This window comes from Aquabacterium sp. OR-4 (assembly GCF_025290835.2).
Taxonomy (GTDB): Bacteria; Pseudomonadota; Gammaproteobacteria; order Burkholderiales; family Burkholderiaceae_C; genus Pseudaquabacterium.
Genome location: NZ_JAOCQD020000002.1, coordinates 2,138,584 through 2,152,817, shown reverse-complemented (window position 1 = coordinate 2,152,817; position 14,234 = coordinate 2,138,584). Strand labels below are relative to the sequence as shown.

9 protein-coding genes are annotated in these 14,234 nt (G+C 71.1%); 4 read left to right on the top strand and 5 right to left on the bottom strand.

Going from position 1 to position 14,234, the window contains the following annotated elements:
* The first annotated feature begins 14 nt into the window (after window positions 1–14).
* From gshB to fghA, 3 genes are read left to right on the top strand one after another with little or no spacing between them, the layout of a single operon-like run.
* A complete protein-coding gene (gshB, locus tag N4G63_RS21650) occupies window positions 15–995 on the top strand; it encodes a glutathione synthase (RefSeq protein WP_260786826.1) in 981 nt (326 codons plus the stop codon).
* A gap of 53 nt (window positions 996–1,048) precedes the next feature.
* The gene (locus N4G63_RS21645) at window positions 1,049–2,155 is read left to right on the top strand and encodes an S-(hydroxymethyl)glutathione dehydrogenase/class III alcohol dehydrogenase (protein ID WP_260787628.1); all 1,107 of its coding nucleotides are present in this window, start codon (window positions 1,049–1,051) and stop codon (window positions 2,153–2,155) included.
* A gap of 22 nt (window positions 2,156–2,177) precedes the next feature.
* Window positions 2,178–3,047 (top strand): S-formylglutathione hydrolase, encoded by an 870-nt coding sequence (fghA, locus tag N4G63_RS21640; protein WP_314600187.1) that lies wholly within the window; start codon window positions 2,178–2,180, stop codon window positions 3,045–3,047.
* Between the two features lie 16 nt (window positions 3,048–3,063).
* On the opposite strand, the gene N4G63_RS21635 is transcribed toward fghA, so the two are convergent.
* From N4G63_RS21635 to N4G63_RS21615, 5 genes are all read right to left on the bottom strand, one after another.
* Window positions 3,064–5,427, bottom strand: a complete 2,364-nt coding sequence (locus tag N4G63_RS21635; protein ID WP_260786827.1) for a putative bifunctional diguanylate cyclase/phosphodiesterase — start codon at window positions 5,425–5,427, stop codon at window positions 3,064–3,066.
* Between the two features lie 209 nt (window positions 5,428–5,636).
* Window positions 5,637–7,022 (bottom strand): GH1 family beta-glucosidase, encoded by a 1,386-nt coding sequence (locus N4G63_RS21630; RefSeq protein WP_260786828.1) that lies wholly within the window; start codon window positions 7,020–7,022, stop codon window positions 5,637–5,639.
* A 14-nt stretch (window positions 7,023–7,036) separates the two neighbouring features.
* Window positions 7,037–8,338 (bottom strand): MFS transporter, encoded by a 1,302-nt coding sequence (locus N4G63_RS21625; protein WP_260786829.1) that lies wholly within the window; start codon window positions 8,336–8,338, stop codon window positions 7,037–7,039.
* Window positions 8,339–8,374: 36 nt separating this feature from the next.
* A complete protein-coding gene (locus N4G63_RS21620; RefSeq protein ID WP_314600186.1) occupies window positions 8,375–10,765 on the bottom strand; it encodes a TonB-dependent receptor in 2,391 nt (796 codons plus the stop codon).
* 196 nt (window positions 10,766–10,961) lie between these two features.
* Window positions 10,962–12,053, bottom strand: coding sequence for a LacI family DNA-binding transcriptional regulator (locus N4G63_RS21615; RefSeq protein ID WP_260786831.1), 1,092 nt, complete (start codon window positions 12,051–12,053; stop codon window positions 10,962–10,964).
* Window positions 12,054–12,167: 114 nt separating this feature from the next.
* On the opposite strand from N4G63_RS21615, the gene N4G63_RS21610 reads away from it, so the two are divergent.
* On the top strand, window positions 12,168–14,099 hold the full coding sequence (locus tag N4G63_RS21610) for an ATP-binding cassette domain-containing protein (RefSeq protein WP_260786832.1): 1,932 nt from the start codon (window positions 12,168–12,170) through the stop codon (window positions 14,097–14,099).
* Window positions 14,100–14,234 lie beyond the last annotated feature (135 nt).

Sequence of the window (14,234 nt, the reverse complement as noted above, 5' to 3'; positions counted from 1 at the left end):
CTGACAGGCCCGCCATGAAGCTGCTGTTCGTTGCCGACCCGCTGGAAACCTTCAAGACCTACAAGGACACCACTTTCGCGATGATGCGCGAGGCCGCGCGCCGCGGCCACCAGCTGTGGGCCTGCGAGCCGGCCGACCTGGTGTGGGTGAAGGGCGCCCGCGTGGTGGCGCGCGGCGCGCGCTGCATCACGCTCAAGGGCGAGGCTGCCAGCGCGCCGGTGACCAGCGCCGTGCACAGCGATGCCTGGTTCGATGTGGCCACCCAGGCCGAGCTGGCCCTGGCCGACTGCGATGCCGTGGTGATGCGCAAGGACCCGCCCTTCGACAGCGAGTTCTTCTACGCCACCCACCTGCTCAGCCAGGCCGAACGCGAGGGCGCACGCGTGTTCAACCGCCCGGCGGCGCTGCGCGACCATCCTGAAAAGCTGGCGATCCTGGAATTTGCGCAGTTCATCGCGCCCACGCTGGTGACGCGCAGCGCGGCCGCGATCAAGGCCTTCCATGCCGAGCACCAGGACATCATCCTGAAGCCGCTGGACGGCATGGGCGGCATGGGCATCTTTCGCGTGGGCAGCGACGGCATGAACCTGGGCAGCATCACCGAGACCCTCAACCGCGACGGCGCGCAGAGCGTGATGGTGCAGAAGTACCTGCCGGCCATCGTGCACGGCGACAAGCGCGTGCTGCTGATCGGCGGCGAGCCGGTGCCCTACAGCCTGGCACGCATTCCGCAGGGCAGCGAGATCCGCGGCAACCTGGCCGCCGGCGGCAAGGGCGTGGCCCAGCCGCTGACCGAGCGCGACCGCGAGATCGCCGCGGCGCTGGGCCCGATACTGGCCGCACGCGGCCTGCTGCTGGTGGGGCTGGACATCATTGGCGACAGCCTCACCGAGGTCAACGTCACCAGCCCGACCTGCTTTCAGGAGATCATGCAGCAGACCGGCTTTGACGTGGCGGCGATGTTCATCACCGCGCTCGAGTCGCAGCTGCACTGAACCCCGCACCGACACCACAACGCCATTCTTCAGGGAGACCCCACCCCATGCCCATCCAGACCCGAGCCGCCGTTGCCTGGAAAGCCGGCGATCCGCTGACCATCGAGACCGTGGACCTGCAAGGCCCGCGCGACAACGAGGTGCTGGTGGAAGTCAAGGCCACCGGCATCTGCCACACCGACTACTACACGCTCTCGGGCGCCGACCCCGAGGGCCTGTTTCCGGCCATCCTGGGCCACGAGGGCGCGGGTGTGGTGATGGAGGTGGGCAAGGACGTGACCTGGCTGAAGCCCGGCGACCATGTGATCCCGCTCTACACGCCCGAGTGCCGCAACTGCAAGTTCTGCCTGAGCAAGAAGACCAACCTCTGCCAGGCCATCCGCGCCACCCAGGGCAAGGGCCTGATGCCTGATGGCAGCAGCCGCTTCAGCATCAACGGCGAGCCCATCCTGCACTACATGGGCACCAGCACCTTTGCCAACCACATCGTGGTGCCGGGCATCGCGCTGGCCAAGATCCGCCCTGACGCGCCCTTTGACAAGGTCTGCTACATCGGCTGCGGCGTGACCACCGGCGTGGGCGCGGTGCTGTTCAGCGCCAAGGTCGAGGCCGGCGCCAACGTGGTGGTGTTCGGCCTGGGCGGCATCGGCCTGAACGTGATCCAGGCGGCCAAGATGGTGGGCGCCGACAAGATCATCGGGGTCGACCTGAACCCGGCCCGCGAGGCCATGGCGCGCCAGTTCGGCATGACCCACTTCATCAACCCGAAAGAGGTGCCCAACGTGGTGGATGCCATCGTGCAGCTCACCGACGGCGGGGCCGACTACAGCTTCGAGTGCATCGGCAACACCCAGGTGATGCGCCAGGCGCTCGAGTGCACGCACAAGGGCTGGGGCCGCAGCATCATCATCGGCGTGGCCGAGGCCGGCGCCGAGATCAGCACGCGGCCGTTCCAGCTGGTCACCGGCCGCAAGTGGGAGGGCTCGGCCTTCGGCGGCGCGCGTGGCCGCACCGACGTGCCCAAGATCGTCGACTGGTACATGGACGGCAAGCTCAACATCGACGACCTGATCACCCACAAGCTCAAGCTCGAGGACATCAACGAGGGCTTTGCGCTGATGAAGCGCGGCGAGTCCATTCGCTCGGTGGTCGAGTTCTAGCCGCACCCGTAGAGCTGACGCCATGAGCCTGGATCGTATGGAACTGCTCAGCCAGCATGGCTGCTTCGGCGGCCAGCAGCGCTTTTACAAGCACATGTCGGCCGAGATCGGCCTGCCGATGCGCTTTGGCGTGTACCTGCCGCCGGCCGCGCTGGCCGGCCAGCGGGTGCCCGTCGTGGTGTGCCTGGCCGGCCTGACCTGCACCGAGGAAACCTTTGCCATGAAGGCCGGCGCGCAGCGCCTGGCCGCGCAGCTGGGCCTGGCCCTGCTGATGCCCGACACCAGCCCGCGCGGTGCCGGCGTGGTGGGTGAAGACCAGCACTGGGACTTTGGCGTGGGCGCCGGCTTCTACCTTGACGCCACGCAGGCCCCCTGGGCCGGCCACTGGCGCATGGAGAGCTATCTGCTGAAGGAGCTGCTGCCGGCGATGGCCACCGAGTTCGGCCTCGACGGCGAGCGCGTGGGCATCCTGGGCCACTCGATGGGCGGCCATGGCGCGCTGACGCTGGCGCTGCGCCATCCGGCACGGTTTCGCAGCGTGTCGGCGCTGGCGCCGATCTGCGCGCCCACGCAATGCCCCTGGGGCCACACCGCGTTCAACGGCTATCTGGGCCAGGACGAGGGCCACCACGCCGAATGGGCCGCTCACGATGCCAGTTTGCTGATGGCGGCCAAGACCGCGCCGCCGTACCCGGGGGGCATCCTGGTCGACCAGGGCCTGGACGACAAGTTTCTGGCCGAGCAGCTGCACCCCGAGGCGCTGGAAGCCGCCTGCGCCAGCGTGGGCCAGCCGCTCACGCTGCGCCGGCATGCCGGCCAGGATCACGGCTACTACTTCATCGCGTCGGTGATCGACGACCATCTGAGGCACCACGCCAGCCAGCTGGCGTGAGCTCCGGTCCGGCCGCTCAGGCCGCGCAGCGCTGGGCTGTGGCGGGCAGGGCCGTGGTGGCCAGCGCCGGCAGGTTGGCGGCGCTGCGGCGGTGGCGGCCGGCAAAGGCCTCGAACACCTCCACCGTCATCGGCTTGGCAAACAGCCAGCCCTGGGCGTAGTCGCAGCCGGCGGCCTGCAGCCACAGGCGCTGCTCGTCGGTCTCCACGCCCTCGGCAATCACCTGCATGCCCAGCTCGTGGGCCATCACGATCATGGCCTTGCACAGCGCGCGGCCGGTGTCGCCCTGGTGCGAGCCGTCGGTGAGGCCGCTGACAAAGCTGCGGTCGATCTTCAGGTAGTCGATGTGGAACTTCTGCAGGTAGGCCATCGAGCTGTAGCCGGTGCCGAAGTCGTCCAGCGACACCGGAATGCCAGCATCGCGCAGCGCCAGCAGCTGGGTCGAGACCTCGGCGCCGGTGTCGAGCAGCAGGCCCTCGGTGATCTCCACCGCGATGGCGTCGCCGGCCAGGCCGCGGCGGGCCAGCTGCTCGGCCCAGGTGCCGCGCGGGCCGGCCGGGCCGCGAAACTGCAGCGGTGAGCGGTTCACGCTGATCTGGAAGCGCGCATGCAGCGTGGCGCGCCAGTGCTGGGCCTGGTCGGCGGCAGTGCGGAACACCCACTCGCCGATCTCGCCGATCAGGCCGGTGGCCTCGGCGATCGGCACAAACACGGCCGGGCTGATGGCGCCGCGTTCGGGGTGCTGCCAGCGCAGCAGCGCCTCGGCCTTGTGCACCTGCCCGCTGGCCAGGTGCACGATGGGCTGGTAGACCACGCTCAGCTGCTGCTGCTGCAGGGCCTGGCGCAGGTCGGCGGCCAGGCGCATGCGCAGCTGGGCGTCGTCTTGCAGCGTGCGGGTGAAGTGGTGGAAGCGGTTGCGCCCGGCGTCCTTGGCGGCGTAGAGCGCCTGGTCGGCGTGCTGCAGCAGGTTGTCGATGCCCACGCCGTCGTCGGGGCAGCGGGCGATGCCGATGCTGGCCGAGATGTAGACCTCCTCGCCGGCCAGCGTGAAGGCCTGGCTCAGCGCAGCGATGATGCGCGCGGCAATCGCCTCGGCCTGCACGGCGCCGCCGGCCAGCTCGGGCAGCACCACGGTGAACTCGTCGCCGCCCATGCGCGCCAGGGTGTCGGTTTCGCGCACGCAGGCGCGGATGCGGCGCGTGGCCTCCACCAGCAGCTGGTCGCCGCTGTCATGGCCCAGCGTGTCGTTGACGGTCTTGAAGTGGTCCAGGTCGATCAGCATCAGCACCAGCGGCAGCTGGCTGCGCAGGCTGCGGATCAGGCCCTGCTCGAGCCGGTCGCGCATCAGGCGGCGGTTGGGCAGGCCGGTCAGCGCGTCGAAGTGCGCCTGCTGCCACACCAGGGCCTCGGAGGCCTTGCGCTCGGTGATGTCGACCATGATGCCGGTGTGCACCACGCCCTGGGCGTCACGCGCCACCTCGGTGGACTGGGCGGCCAGCCACTTCTCGCGGCCGTCGTCCAGGCGCACGCGAAACTCGGCGGCCAGCGCCTGGCCTTCGAGGTGGGCGCTGGTGAGGGCGCGCATCAGCGGCTCGCGGTCCTCGTCGACCACCAGGCGGTGGATGCGCCAGCCATCGGCCATCAGCTGCTCGGGGGCCAGGCCGAACAGGGTTTGCGCGCCGGCGCTGGCGTAGTCGTAGTGCAGCTGGCCGGCGGCATCGAAGCGCAGGCGAAACAGCATGCCCGGCACCTGGCCGGCAATCTGGCGCAGCATCTCCTCGCGGCCGCGCAGCGTGTCGGTCACCGCCAGCTGCTCGGTGAGTGCCGAGCGCAGCCGGCGCAGCACGAACTCGCACGACAGCATCACCACCAGGCCCAGGCCGGTGAAGCCCACGCCCAGGTTGATCCAGCGCAGCAGCGGCAGCTTCGAGATGCCGCGCACCATGGGCAGGCTCAGCTCGAGCCCGACGCCCACGCCCACCAGCGAGCAGGTGCACAGCGCCAGCACCGCCAGCGCGCCGCGGCGGCCCAGCAGCAGCATGGCCAGGATGGGGGTGGCCAGCAGCCAGGCCAGCATCATGGCGCCCAGGTGGGTGAGCAGCCACACGCCGGTGCCGTAGAACACCGCCAGCACGCCCAGCGCGCGCAGCCGGTAGCCCAGCGGCCGGGCCAGCTTGAGCAGGCACACGCCGCCCAGCACGCCACTGGCGGCCCACAGGTGGCGCCAGTCGCCCATGTTCAGGCCCACGGCCACCGACATGGCCACCTGCAGCGCACCGGCCAGCAGGCCGGCGCGCAGCAGGTGATCCAGCAACTGCAGGCGCCATTGCTGCAGTGCTGCCGAGGCGCGGTGGCTCAGGCCGCCGGCCGGGGCCGGCAAGTCGTGCGATGGGGAGGGGGATGCGTACGGCGTGGTCAAGACGGGGTGCCGGCGGCCGGGAAAGGCGGCACGCGGGCTTGCACCGCTGTATCGGCCCGGGCCTGCGCACAGTGCAGCCCCGGCCACCGCGTGCCGGCCTGAACTGTGGCAAAAGTCCGCTGCGGCATGGCCGCGCCCAATGGCAACCAGCCGGCCACGCCGGAAGGCGATCAGCCGGCCGCGCCGCGCTGTGCCCGCTGGTCGGCAATGAACGCGCGGTACCAGTGCGCGCTGTCCTTGGGCGTGCGCTGCTGGGTGGCGTAGTCCACATGCACCAGGCCGAAGCGTTTGGCGTAGCCCGAATCCCACTCGAAGTTGTCGAGCAGGCTCCAGCAGAAGTAGCCGGCCACGTTGGCGCCCTGTGCCATGGCCTGGGCCACGGCGTCCACGTGGCGCTGCAGGTAGTCGGTGCGGGCGGCGTCGTCCACGCGGCCGGCCAGCAGCTGGTCGGCATGGGCCATGCCGTTCTCGGTGATCAGCATCGGCGGCGGCTGGTAGGCGGCGCTCAGGCGCAGCAGCAGGCGGGTGAGCGACTGCGGGTGTGTCTCCCAGCCCATGTCGGAAAAGCCCAGCGCGCCGGGCGCCGGCAGCGGCGGCTGGCGGGTGCTGAGCCACTCGCGGGTGTAGAAGTTGACGCCCAGAAAATCCATCGGCTGGCCGATGGTGGCCAGGTCGCCGGCCTGCAGCTGCGGCGCGTCGGCGCCCAGGTGCTCGAGCACATCGGCCGGGTAGTGGCCGAGGAACAGCGGGTCCATGTACCAGCGGGTGGACAGGCCATCGGCCAGGCGCGCGGCGCGGCGGTCGGCCTCGCTGGGCTCGGCGGCCCAGGGCGGGGTGTGGTTGAGCACGATGCCCAGCGGCGCGCGCGTGGCCGTGCGCATGGCCTGCAGCGCCAGGCCGTGCGACAGCAGCAGGTGGTGCGAGACCTGGAAGGCCGCCCGCCGGTTGCGCAGGCCGGGCGCGAACTGGCCGGTCTGGTAGCCCAGCGTGGCGGTGCACCAGGGCTCGTTGTGCGTGGCCAGGCCGGCCAGGCGGTCGCCGAAGCGGCGCGCCACCTCGGCCGCATAGTCGGCAAACAGCGCGGCGCAGTCGCGCGACTGCCAGCCGCCCATGTCATCCTGCAGGGCCTGCGGCAGATCCCAGTGGTACAGCGTGGCATGCGGCGCGATGCCGGCGGCCAGCAGGTCGTCGATCAGCCGGTCGTAGAACGCGAAGCCGGGCGCGTGCCAGGCGCCGCGCCCCAGCGGCTGCAGCCGCGGCCAGGCGAACGAGAAGCGGTAGGCGTCCACGCCCAGCCAGCGCATCAGCTGCAGGTCGACCGCGTGGCGGTTGACATGGTCGCAGGCGATGTCGATGTGGCTGCCGTCCTTCACCTTGCCGGGGGTGGCGCAGAAGTGGTCCCAGATCGAGCGGCCGCGGCCCGCGGCATCGCCCTCGATCTGCGCTGCGGCGGTGGCCACGCCCCAGGCGAAGCCGGGCGGAAAGCCGGGGAGGGAGGCGGGCGCGCCATGGCTGGCGCCGGCCGCGGCGGGCGGCGGCGTGTGCGGGAGAGGCATCGGAGTTCCTGGATTCAGGCCGGCCGGTGTTTGCCGGGCTGGCGCGGGAAGGGCGCGAGGCAGGCGGCCAGCACCGAGGGCACGGCCGCGAACATCACGAGAATGAAGTAGGCGCGGTAGCCCAGGTGGTCGGCCAGCGGGCCGCTGAGCGCCTGGGTGGGCACCAGCATCAGGTTCATCAGCGCGGTGCAGAACGCGTAGTGGGTCATGTGGTACCGGCCCGGCGACACCTGCTGCATCATGTAGAGCATGTTGGCCACGAAGCCGAAGCTGTAGCCGAACTTCTCCACCGACACCAGCGCCGCCACCATCCACAGCGACAGGCCATGGCCCGGCCCGGCCAGCTGCGACAGGATCACGTAGGTGATGTGCGGCAGGTTCAGGCACAGCGCCATGAACACCAGCGTCTTGCGGTTCAGGCCGTGGCGGGCCAGGAAGGCGCCGCCCAGCAGGCCGGCCACCAGGCTCACCGCGGTGCTGGCGGTGCCGTCGATCAGGCCCTTCTGCATCAGCGTGAGGCCGATGCCGCCGGCCTCGGGCGCGGCCTGCAGAAACAGCGGCCCCTCGATCTGCAGCAGCCCCTCGGAGCTGCGGTAGAAGAACACGAACAGCAGCATGCCCCAGATCTGCGGCTTGGCGAAGAAGTCGACGATGGCCTCGACGAAGCTGCGCGCCACGTTGGCCACGCCTTTCGGGCGCTGGGCCTGGCTGCCGCCGGGCAGCATCCAGGCGTGGTAGGCGGCCAGCAGCGCCAGCGTGGCCGCCGACAGGCCCATCGCCCAGCCCCAGGCGCTGGTGGCCGGCAGCCCGTGCTGCTGCTGCAGCGAGCCGGCCGTCCACACCACCAGGGCGGTGCCGAACAGGCGGCCGATGTTCCAGAACACGCCCTGCACGCCAATGAACGCGGCCTGCTGCTTCTCGCCCAGCGCGGTGAGGTAGATGCCGTCCACGCAGATGTCCTGCGTGGCCGAGGCGAAGGCCAGCACCCACAGCAGCGCGATGGTGATCTGGAAGTAGTTGGGCAGCGGCAGGCACAGCGCAATGCCGGCCAGCAGCAGCGCCATCAGCGCCTCCATGGCCAGCACGAAGAAGCGCTTGCTGCGGTACATGTCCAGGAACGCCGCCCAGAAGGGCTTGAGCGACCAGGCGATGCCGATGCTGGCGGTGGCCAGCGTGATCTGGCCGTCGCTGTGGCCCAGGTCCTTGAACATGGTGCCGGCCACCCAGATCACCATCGCGAACGGGATGCCTTCGGCCAGGTAGGCCGAGGGCACCCACAGCCAGGGTGGGCGCCGGGGGCTGGGCGGGCGGCTCATCGGGCGGCGCTCAGGCGCGGTGGCATGCGGCCGGCGTCAGAAGCGCACCTGGGTGCGCAGGCCGTAGGTGCGCGGCGGGTTGTAGAACGAGGTCCAGGTGCCGCCGGTGACCCACGAGGCGTCGGTCTTGACCTTCTCGTCGCCCACGTTCACCACGAAGGCCTCGACGAACCAGCGGCCCTTGCCCTCTTCATAGCGCAGGCTCAGGTCGGCGGTGCTGTAGGCGCCCTGCAGGCGCGCGTCGGGCGTGGCGCGCGCGGTGGCCGAGTAGCGGCCGTCCATCTCGCCAAAGGGGCCGAGCTTGGTGCGCGACTGGTGGTGCACCTGCACGCGCGGCGTGAGCTTGCCGCCGGCGGCGGCGAAGTCGTGCTCGAAGGCCACCGTGGTGGAGAACTTCGGCGCATGCGGCATCTGCTGGCCCGACAGGTTCTGCGCATTGGCCGCCACGGCGCAGTCGAGCAGGGCCGAGTCGCAGGTCAGGAAGTCGTCGTACTTGGCGTCCAGCACCGAGGCGTGGCCGGTGATGCGCGTGGCCGGCGTGACGCGCCAGCTCCACTCGGCCTCCAGGCCGTTGATGTTGGCGCGCGCGGCATTGCTGGTCACCAGCTGCTGCTGGCGTGCGGTGCCGGTGCCGGTGTACTCGATCGACGAGACCTGCATGTCCTTGTACTTCATCGCGAAGCCGGCCAGGTTGACGGCCAGTGCGCGGTTGAAGAACTCGGCCTTGGCGCCCAGTTCGAGGTTGGTGAGGAACTCGGGCTTGTGGCGCCGGCCGCCATCGGACAGCCCGCCCGACTTGAAGCCGGTGCTGGCGGTGGCATAGGTCATCAGGTCGCGGCTGGGCTTGTACTCGACGCGCGCCAGCCAGGTGCTGGCGTTGTCCTTGGCCACGGCGTCGTTCCTGCCGCCGCCCGGCCAGGTGCCGGTGCCATCGGGCAGGGCGCTGGCGTGGGCGCTGCCGCAGGTGGCGTGCGAGACCACGCCGCCCGGGCCGATCAGGCGCCCGCCGGTGGCCAGGGTGGCGCCGAAGTCGGGGCACACCCAGTTGCGGCCGCCCACGTCCTTCTTCTCCTCGCGGGTGTAGCGGCCACCGAGGGTGGCGCTGAGCATCGGCGAGATCTTCCAGGTGCCCTGGCCGAACACGGCGTTGGACGACAGCGTGCGCTTGGGCTGGATGAAGCTCATCGCCCAGGCGGTGTCGGTGGGCGCCGTGGGGTGCACGACGATCGGGCCGCCGCCGGCCAGCAGCGGGCTTTGCGAGATGTCGATGTCGAAACGGATGCGGTTGTCCTCGCTCACCGAGAACAGGCCGGCGATCCACTCGAAGCTGCCGCCGCCGATCGACTTGAGGTTCAGCTCGTGGGTGCTGCTGTCAAAGCGCGACCACTCGGTGCGGTGCTCATGCTTGAAGCCGGGCTGGGTGCCGGCGTCGTTGTCGCTGGCGTTCTTGCGCGCCATGCTGGTGAGGCTGCCGATGTAGCTGAGCTCCAGCGCCGGCGTGATGGCCCAGTCGACCCGGGTGCGCAGCTGGGTGCTGTCCTGGTCGAGCATGCCGGGGGTGTCGACCAGGGCCGAGTTCCACTTCTGGCCGGCGCGCGGGGTCTGCATCAGCGAGACCTGGCCGGCGCCGTTGTCGCGGTAGTACTCCAGCGCGGTGGTGGTGCTGATGTCGGGCGTGGGCAGCCACAGCAGCGTGGCGCGCACGCCGGTCTGCTCGGTGGCGCCGTACTGCTTGGCGCCGGGCTGCACATTGCTGCGCGGCTGGAACTCGACCCAGCCGTCCTGCTTGTCGCTGATGGCGGCGATGCGCAGCGCCGCGCGCTCGCCCAGCGGCAGGTTGGCGGCGCCCTGCAGCGCCAGGCGGTGGCGGTCGCCGACGGTGATGCCGACGAAGCCGCTGGTGTCGCCCAGCCGCGGCTTGGCGGTGACCAGGTTCACCGAGCCGGCGGTGGCATTGCGGCCGAACAGCGTGCCCTGCGGGCCGCGCGCCACTTCCACGCTGGCCAGGTCGAACATCAGCGCCGTGGCGCCCTGCGGCCGCGGCGAGTAGATGCCGTCGACATGGAAGGCCACCGCCGGGTCGCCCAGCTCGGTGTGGTTGGTCGAGCCGATGCCGCGCAGAAACACGTGCACGCCGCCCGAATCTCCATGCTGCTCGACCGTGAGGTTGGGCACCATCGACTGCAGCGTGCTGAGGTCCTTGACCTGCGCCTTGTCGAGCTCGCGCTGCGAGAAGGCGGTGACGGCCAGGGGCGTGTCCTGCACCGTGGTCTGGCGCTTGGTGGCGGTGACGGTGACGCGCTGGGTGTCGGCGGCGTCGGCCGCCGCGGTCTGGGTGGTCTGGGCGGTGGCCGGCGTGGCGGCCAGCGGCGCCAGCAGGGCCAGCACGGCGGCACTCACGGTGCGCAGGGCCAAGGGTCGGGTCATGGCATGTCTCCTGGTGCCGCGGCGTGCATGCGCCGCGGTGGTGTGGGTCTGGATGCAAAGGCGTTCCGGCAGCGCAGCGCACAAGGGCCCGCAGCCGCACGGATTGCCGATTGACAACGCTGTCAAACGGACAAATGCGATGTTCTAGCGCTTGTCCTGCGCTGTCAACGTCAATGAACCGTTTGCCGGATCGGGACTAACCCGCGGCCTTGGGCGCCTGCACCGAGGCGCGCAGCAGCAGCCCGTAGGGCAGCACGCGGTCGGTCATGGCCGGCGCCGGGGCGACCGGCCCGCCGGCGGGCTGTGCCATGGCCGGCGCCGGCTCGGCCGGGCTGGCCGACGAGCGCGACACCAGCATGTCGACCGCCGCCTCGGCCATCTCGTTCACTGGCTGGCGCACGGTGCTCAGGGGCGGCCAGATCAGGCTGGCCAGCGGCGCGTCGTCGAAGCCCGCCACCGACAGGTCGCGCGGCACCTGCAGCCCGTGCTGCTGCGCCGCGGCCAGCACGCCCAGCGCCATCTCGTCGTTGGCGGCAAAGATGGCGCTGGGCGGCTCGGGCAGGCTCAGCAGCGCATGGCAGCCGGCCATGCCGCTGGGAAAGCTGAAGTCGCCCGGCACCACCAGCGCCGGGTCATCGGCCAGGCCATGCGCCAGCAGTGCCTGGCGAAAGCCCTCGCGCCGGTGCGGCGCCGCGGCCTGCCGCGGGTTGCCGTGGATGTGGCCGATGCGCCGGTGGCCGTGGCCGATCAGCACCTCGGTGATGGCGCGCGCGGCGGCCACGTCGTCGATCGACACATTGCCGAAGCCCGGCCGCGCCATGCCCGGCGAGATCAGCACGCAGGGCACGCGCGCGTCGCTCAGCAGGCGCAGGATGTCGGGGTCGTCGCAGACCGGTGGCGCCAGGATCAGGCCGTCGGGGCGCAGCGCGGTGAGCATGTGGCGCAGCTGGTCGGGCACATGCTCGCCGCTGTCGTCGAGCTGCTCGACCACCAGGTGGTAGCCCAGCGCCCGGCAGCGCGCGGTGGCGCCTTGCTGCAGGCCCATCACGAAGGCCGCGCTCGAGGCGTAGTACAGCAGGCCCAGCAGGCTGGAGCGGGCCCGCGCCAGGCTGCGCGCATGCAGGTTGGGCCGGTAGTCGAGCGCCTTCACCGAGGCCATCACCCGCTCGCGCATGGCCGGCACCACGTTGGGCTCGTCGTTGAGCACGCGCGACACCGTCTTCATCGACACCTGGGCATGGCGCGCCACATCCGTGATGGTGGGGGCGGCAGGGTGACGGGGGCTCATCGGCAGGACAGGGCGGCAGCAGCCGGCGGGCGGTGGCGGGGCGGCGTCACTGTGCCACAAGCCCCGGCGCGGGCGCCGCCGGCCCGCACCCGCGCAGCCGCGACAATCGCGCCCATGGCCCTGATCACCCTTGCCGACGCGCAGCTTGCGTTCGGCCACGTCGCCCTGCTGCACCACACCGCGTTTGCGCTTGAAACCAACGAGCGCGTGGCGCTGATCGGGCGCAATGGCTCGGGCAAGAGCAGCCTGCTCAAGATCATGGCCGGGCTGGAGAAGCTCGACGACGGCACGCTGCAGCAGCAGCAGGGCCTGCGCCGCTTCTATGTGCCGCAGGAGCCCGAGTTCAAGCCCGGCGCCACGGTGTTCGAGGCCGTGGGCGAAGGCGTGGCCGAGGCGCGCGCGCTGCGCGAGCGCTACGAGGCGCATGCCGATGGCGAGGATCTCGACGCGATCCAGACCCGCATCGAGGCGCTGGACGGCTGGAACTGGGAAAACCGCGTCACCGAGGCGCTGCAGCGCCTGGCGCTGGACGGCGAGGTGCTGGTCGAGCGCCTGTCGGGCGGGCAGAAAAAGCGCGTGGCTCTGGCCCAGGCCCTGGTGGCGCGGCCCGACGTGCTGCTGCTCGACGAGCCCACCAACCACCTCGACATGGACGCCATCGACTGGCTGCAGGGCCTGCTGACCCAGTGGCAGGGCTCGCTGGTGACCATCAGCCACGACCGCGCCTTCATCGACGCGGTGGCCACCCGCATCGTCGAGCTCGACCGCGGCATCCTGCGCAGCTACCCGGGCAGCTTTGCCGCCTACGAGAAGGTGAAAGAGGACGAGCTCAACAGCGAGGCCCTGGCCAATGCCCGCTTCGACAAGCTGCTGGCGCAGGAAGAGGTGTGGATTCGCAAGGGCGTCGAGGCCCGCCGCACCCGCAGCGTGGGCCGCGTGGCGCGGCTGCAGCGCCTGCGCAGCGAGCGCGCGGCCCGGCGCGACCAGGTGGGCCAGGTGCGGCTGGAGCTCGACGCCGGCCTGCCCAGCGGCAAGATCGTGGCCGAGCTGGCCCATGTGGGCAAAAGCTTCGGCACGGCGCCCGAGCACAAGCTGATCGTGCAGGACTTCAGCACCACCATCCTGCGCGGCGACAAGATCGGCCTGGTCGGCCCCAACGGCGTGGGCAAGACCACGCTGCTCAAGTTGATCCTGGGCGAGCTGGACCCCGATGCCGGCAGCGTGCGCCTGGGCACCAAGATGCAGGTGGCCTACTTCGACCAGATGCGCGCCGGCCTGAACCTCGACGCGACCCTGGCCGACACCATCAGCCCGGGCAGCGAGTGGGTCGAGATCGGCGGCCAGAAAAAACACATTAAGAGCTATCTGGGCGACTTCCTGTTCTCGCCGGCGCGCTCGGACAGCCCGGTGCGCACGCTGTCGGGCGGTGAGCGCAACCGCCTGCTGCTGGCGCGCCTGTTCGCCTTGCCGGCCAATGTGCTGGTGCTCGACGAGCCCACCAACGACCTCGACATCGAGACGCTGGAGCTGCTGGAGGAGCTGCTGCAGGGCTATGCCGGCACGGTGTTCCTGGTCAGCCACGACCGGCGCTTTCTCGACAACGTGGTCACCAGCCTGCTGGCCTGGGAGGGCGACCTGCAGCCCGGACGCTGGCGCGAATACGAAGGCGGCATCGCCGACTGGCGCGCCCAGCGCGCACGCATGCTGGCAGCCCAGGCCACCGCCGCCGCCGCGCCGGCAGCGCCTGCCGCACCGGCGGCTGCGGCCAAGGGCGCCGCGGCTCCTGCGCCGGCCCCCGCGGTGGCGGTTGCTGCTGCCGCACCCAAGGCCCGCAAGCTCAGCTACAAGGAGCAGCGCGAGTTCGACGAACTGCCCAAGCGCATCGCGGCCCTTGAGGCCGAGCAGAAGACCATCGACACCACGCTGGCCGACGGCAGCCTGTACGCCACCGATGCCGCCCGCGCCGCCTCACTGGCCCAGCGCCACGCGGTGATCGACGACGAACTGCTGGCGGCGCTGGAGCGCTGGGAGCAGCTCTCAACCTGAGCCGGCCCGCACCCGCGCGGCGGGTGGCCGCCGTACACGGCGGCCGGGTGCGCCATTCACCTCGGGCCGAGCGCCGGGCCGCTCCCAAGCCGGCCCGCACCCGCGCGGCGGGTGGCCGCCGTACGCGGCGGCCGG

Excerpts from the sequence above, each read along its gene's own strand:
- N4G63_RS21620 (WP_314600186.1), bottom strand. The coding sequence starts at position 10,765 with ATGACCCGACCCTTGGCCCTGCGCACCGTGAGTGCCGCCGTGCTGGCC.
- N4G63_RS21610 (WP_260786832.1), top strand. The coding sequence starts at position 12,168 with ATGGCCCTGATCACCCTTGCCGACGCGCAGCTTGCGTTCGGCCACGTC.
- gshB (WP_260786826.1), top strand. The coding sequence starts at position 15 with ATGAAGCTGCTGTTCGTTGCCGACCCGCTGGAAACCTTCAAGACCTAC.
- N4G63_RS21630 (WP_260786828.1), bottom strand. The coding sequence starts at position 7,022 with ATGCCTCTCCCGCACACGCCGCCGCCCGCCGCGGCCGGCGCCAGCCAT.
- fghA (WP_314600187.1), top strand. The coding sequence starts at position 2,178 with ATGAGCCTGGATCGTATGGAACTGCTCAGCCAGCATGGCTGCTTCGGC.
- N4G63_RS21615 (WP_260786831.1), bottom strand. The coding sequence starts at position 12,053 with ATGAGCCCCCGTCACCCTGCCGCCCCCACCATCACGGATGTGGCGCGC.
- N4G63_RS21625 (WP_260786829.1), bottom strand. The coding sequence starts at position 8,338 with ATGAGCCGCCCGCCCAGCCCCCGGCGCCCACCCTGGCTGTGGGTGCCC.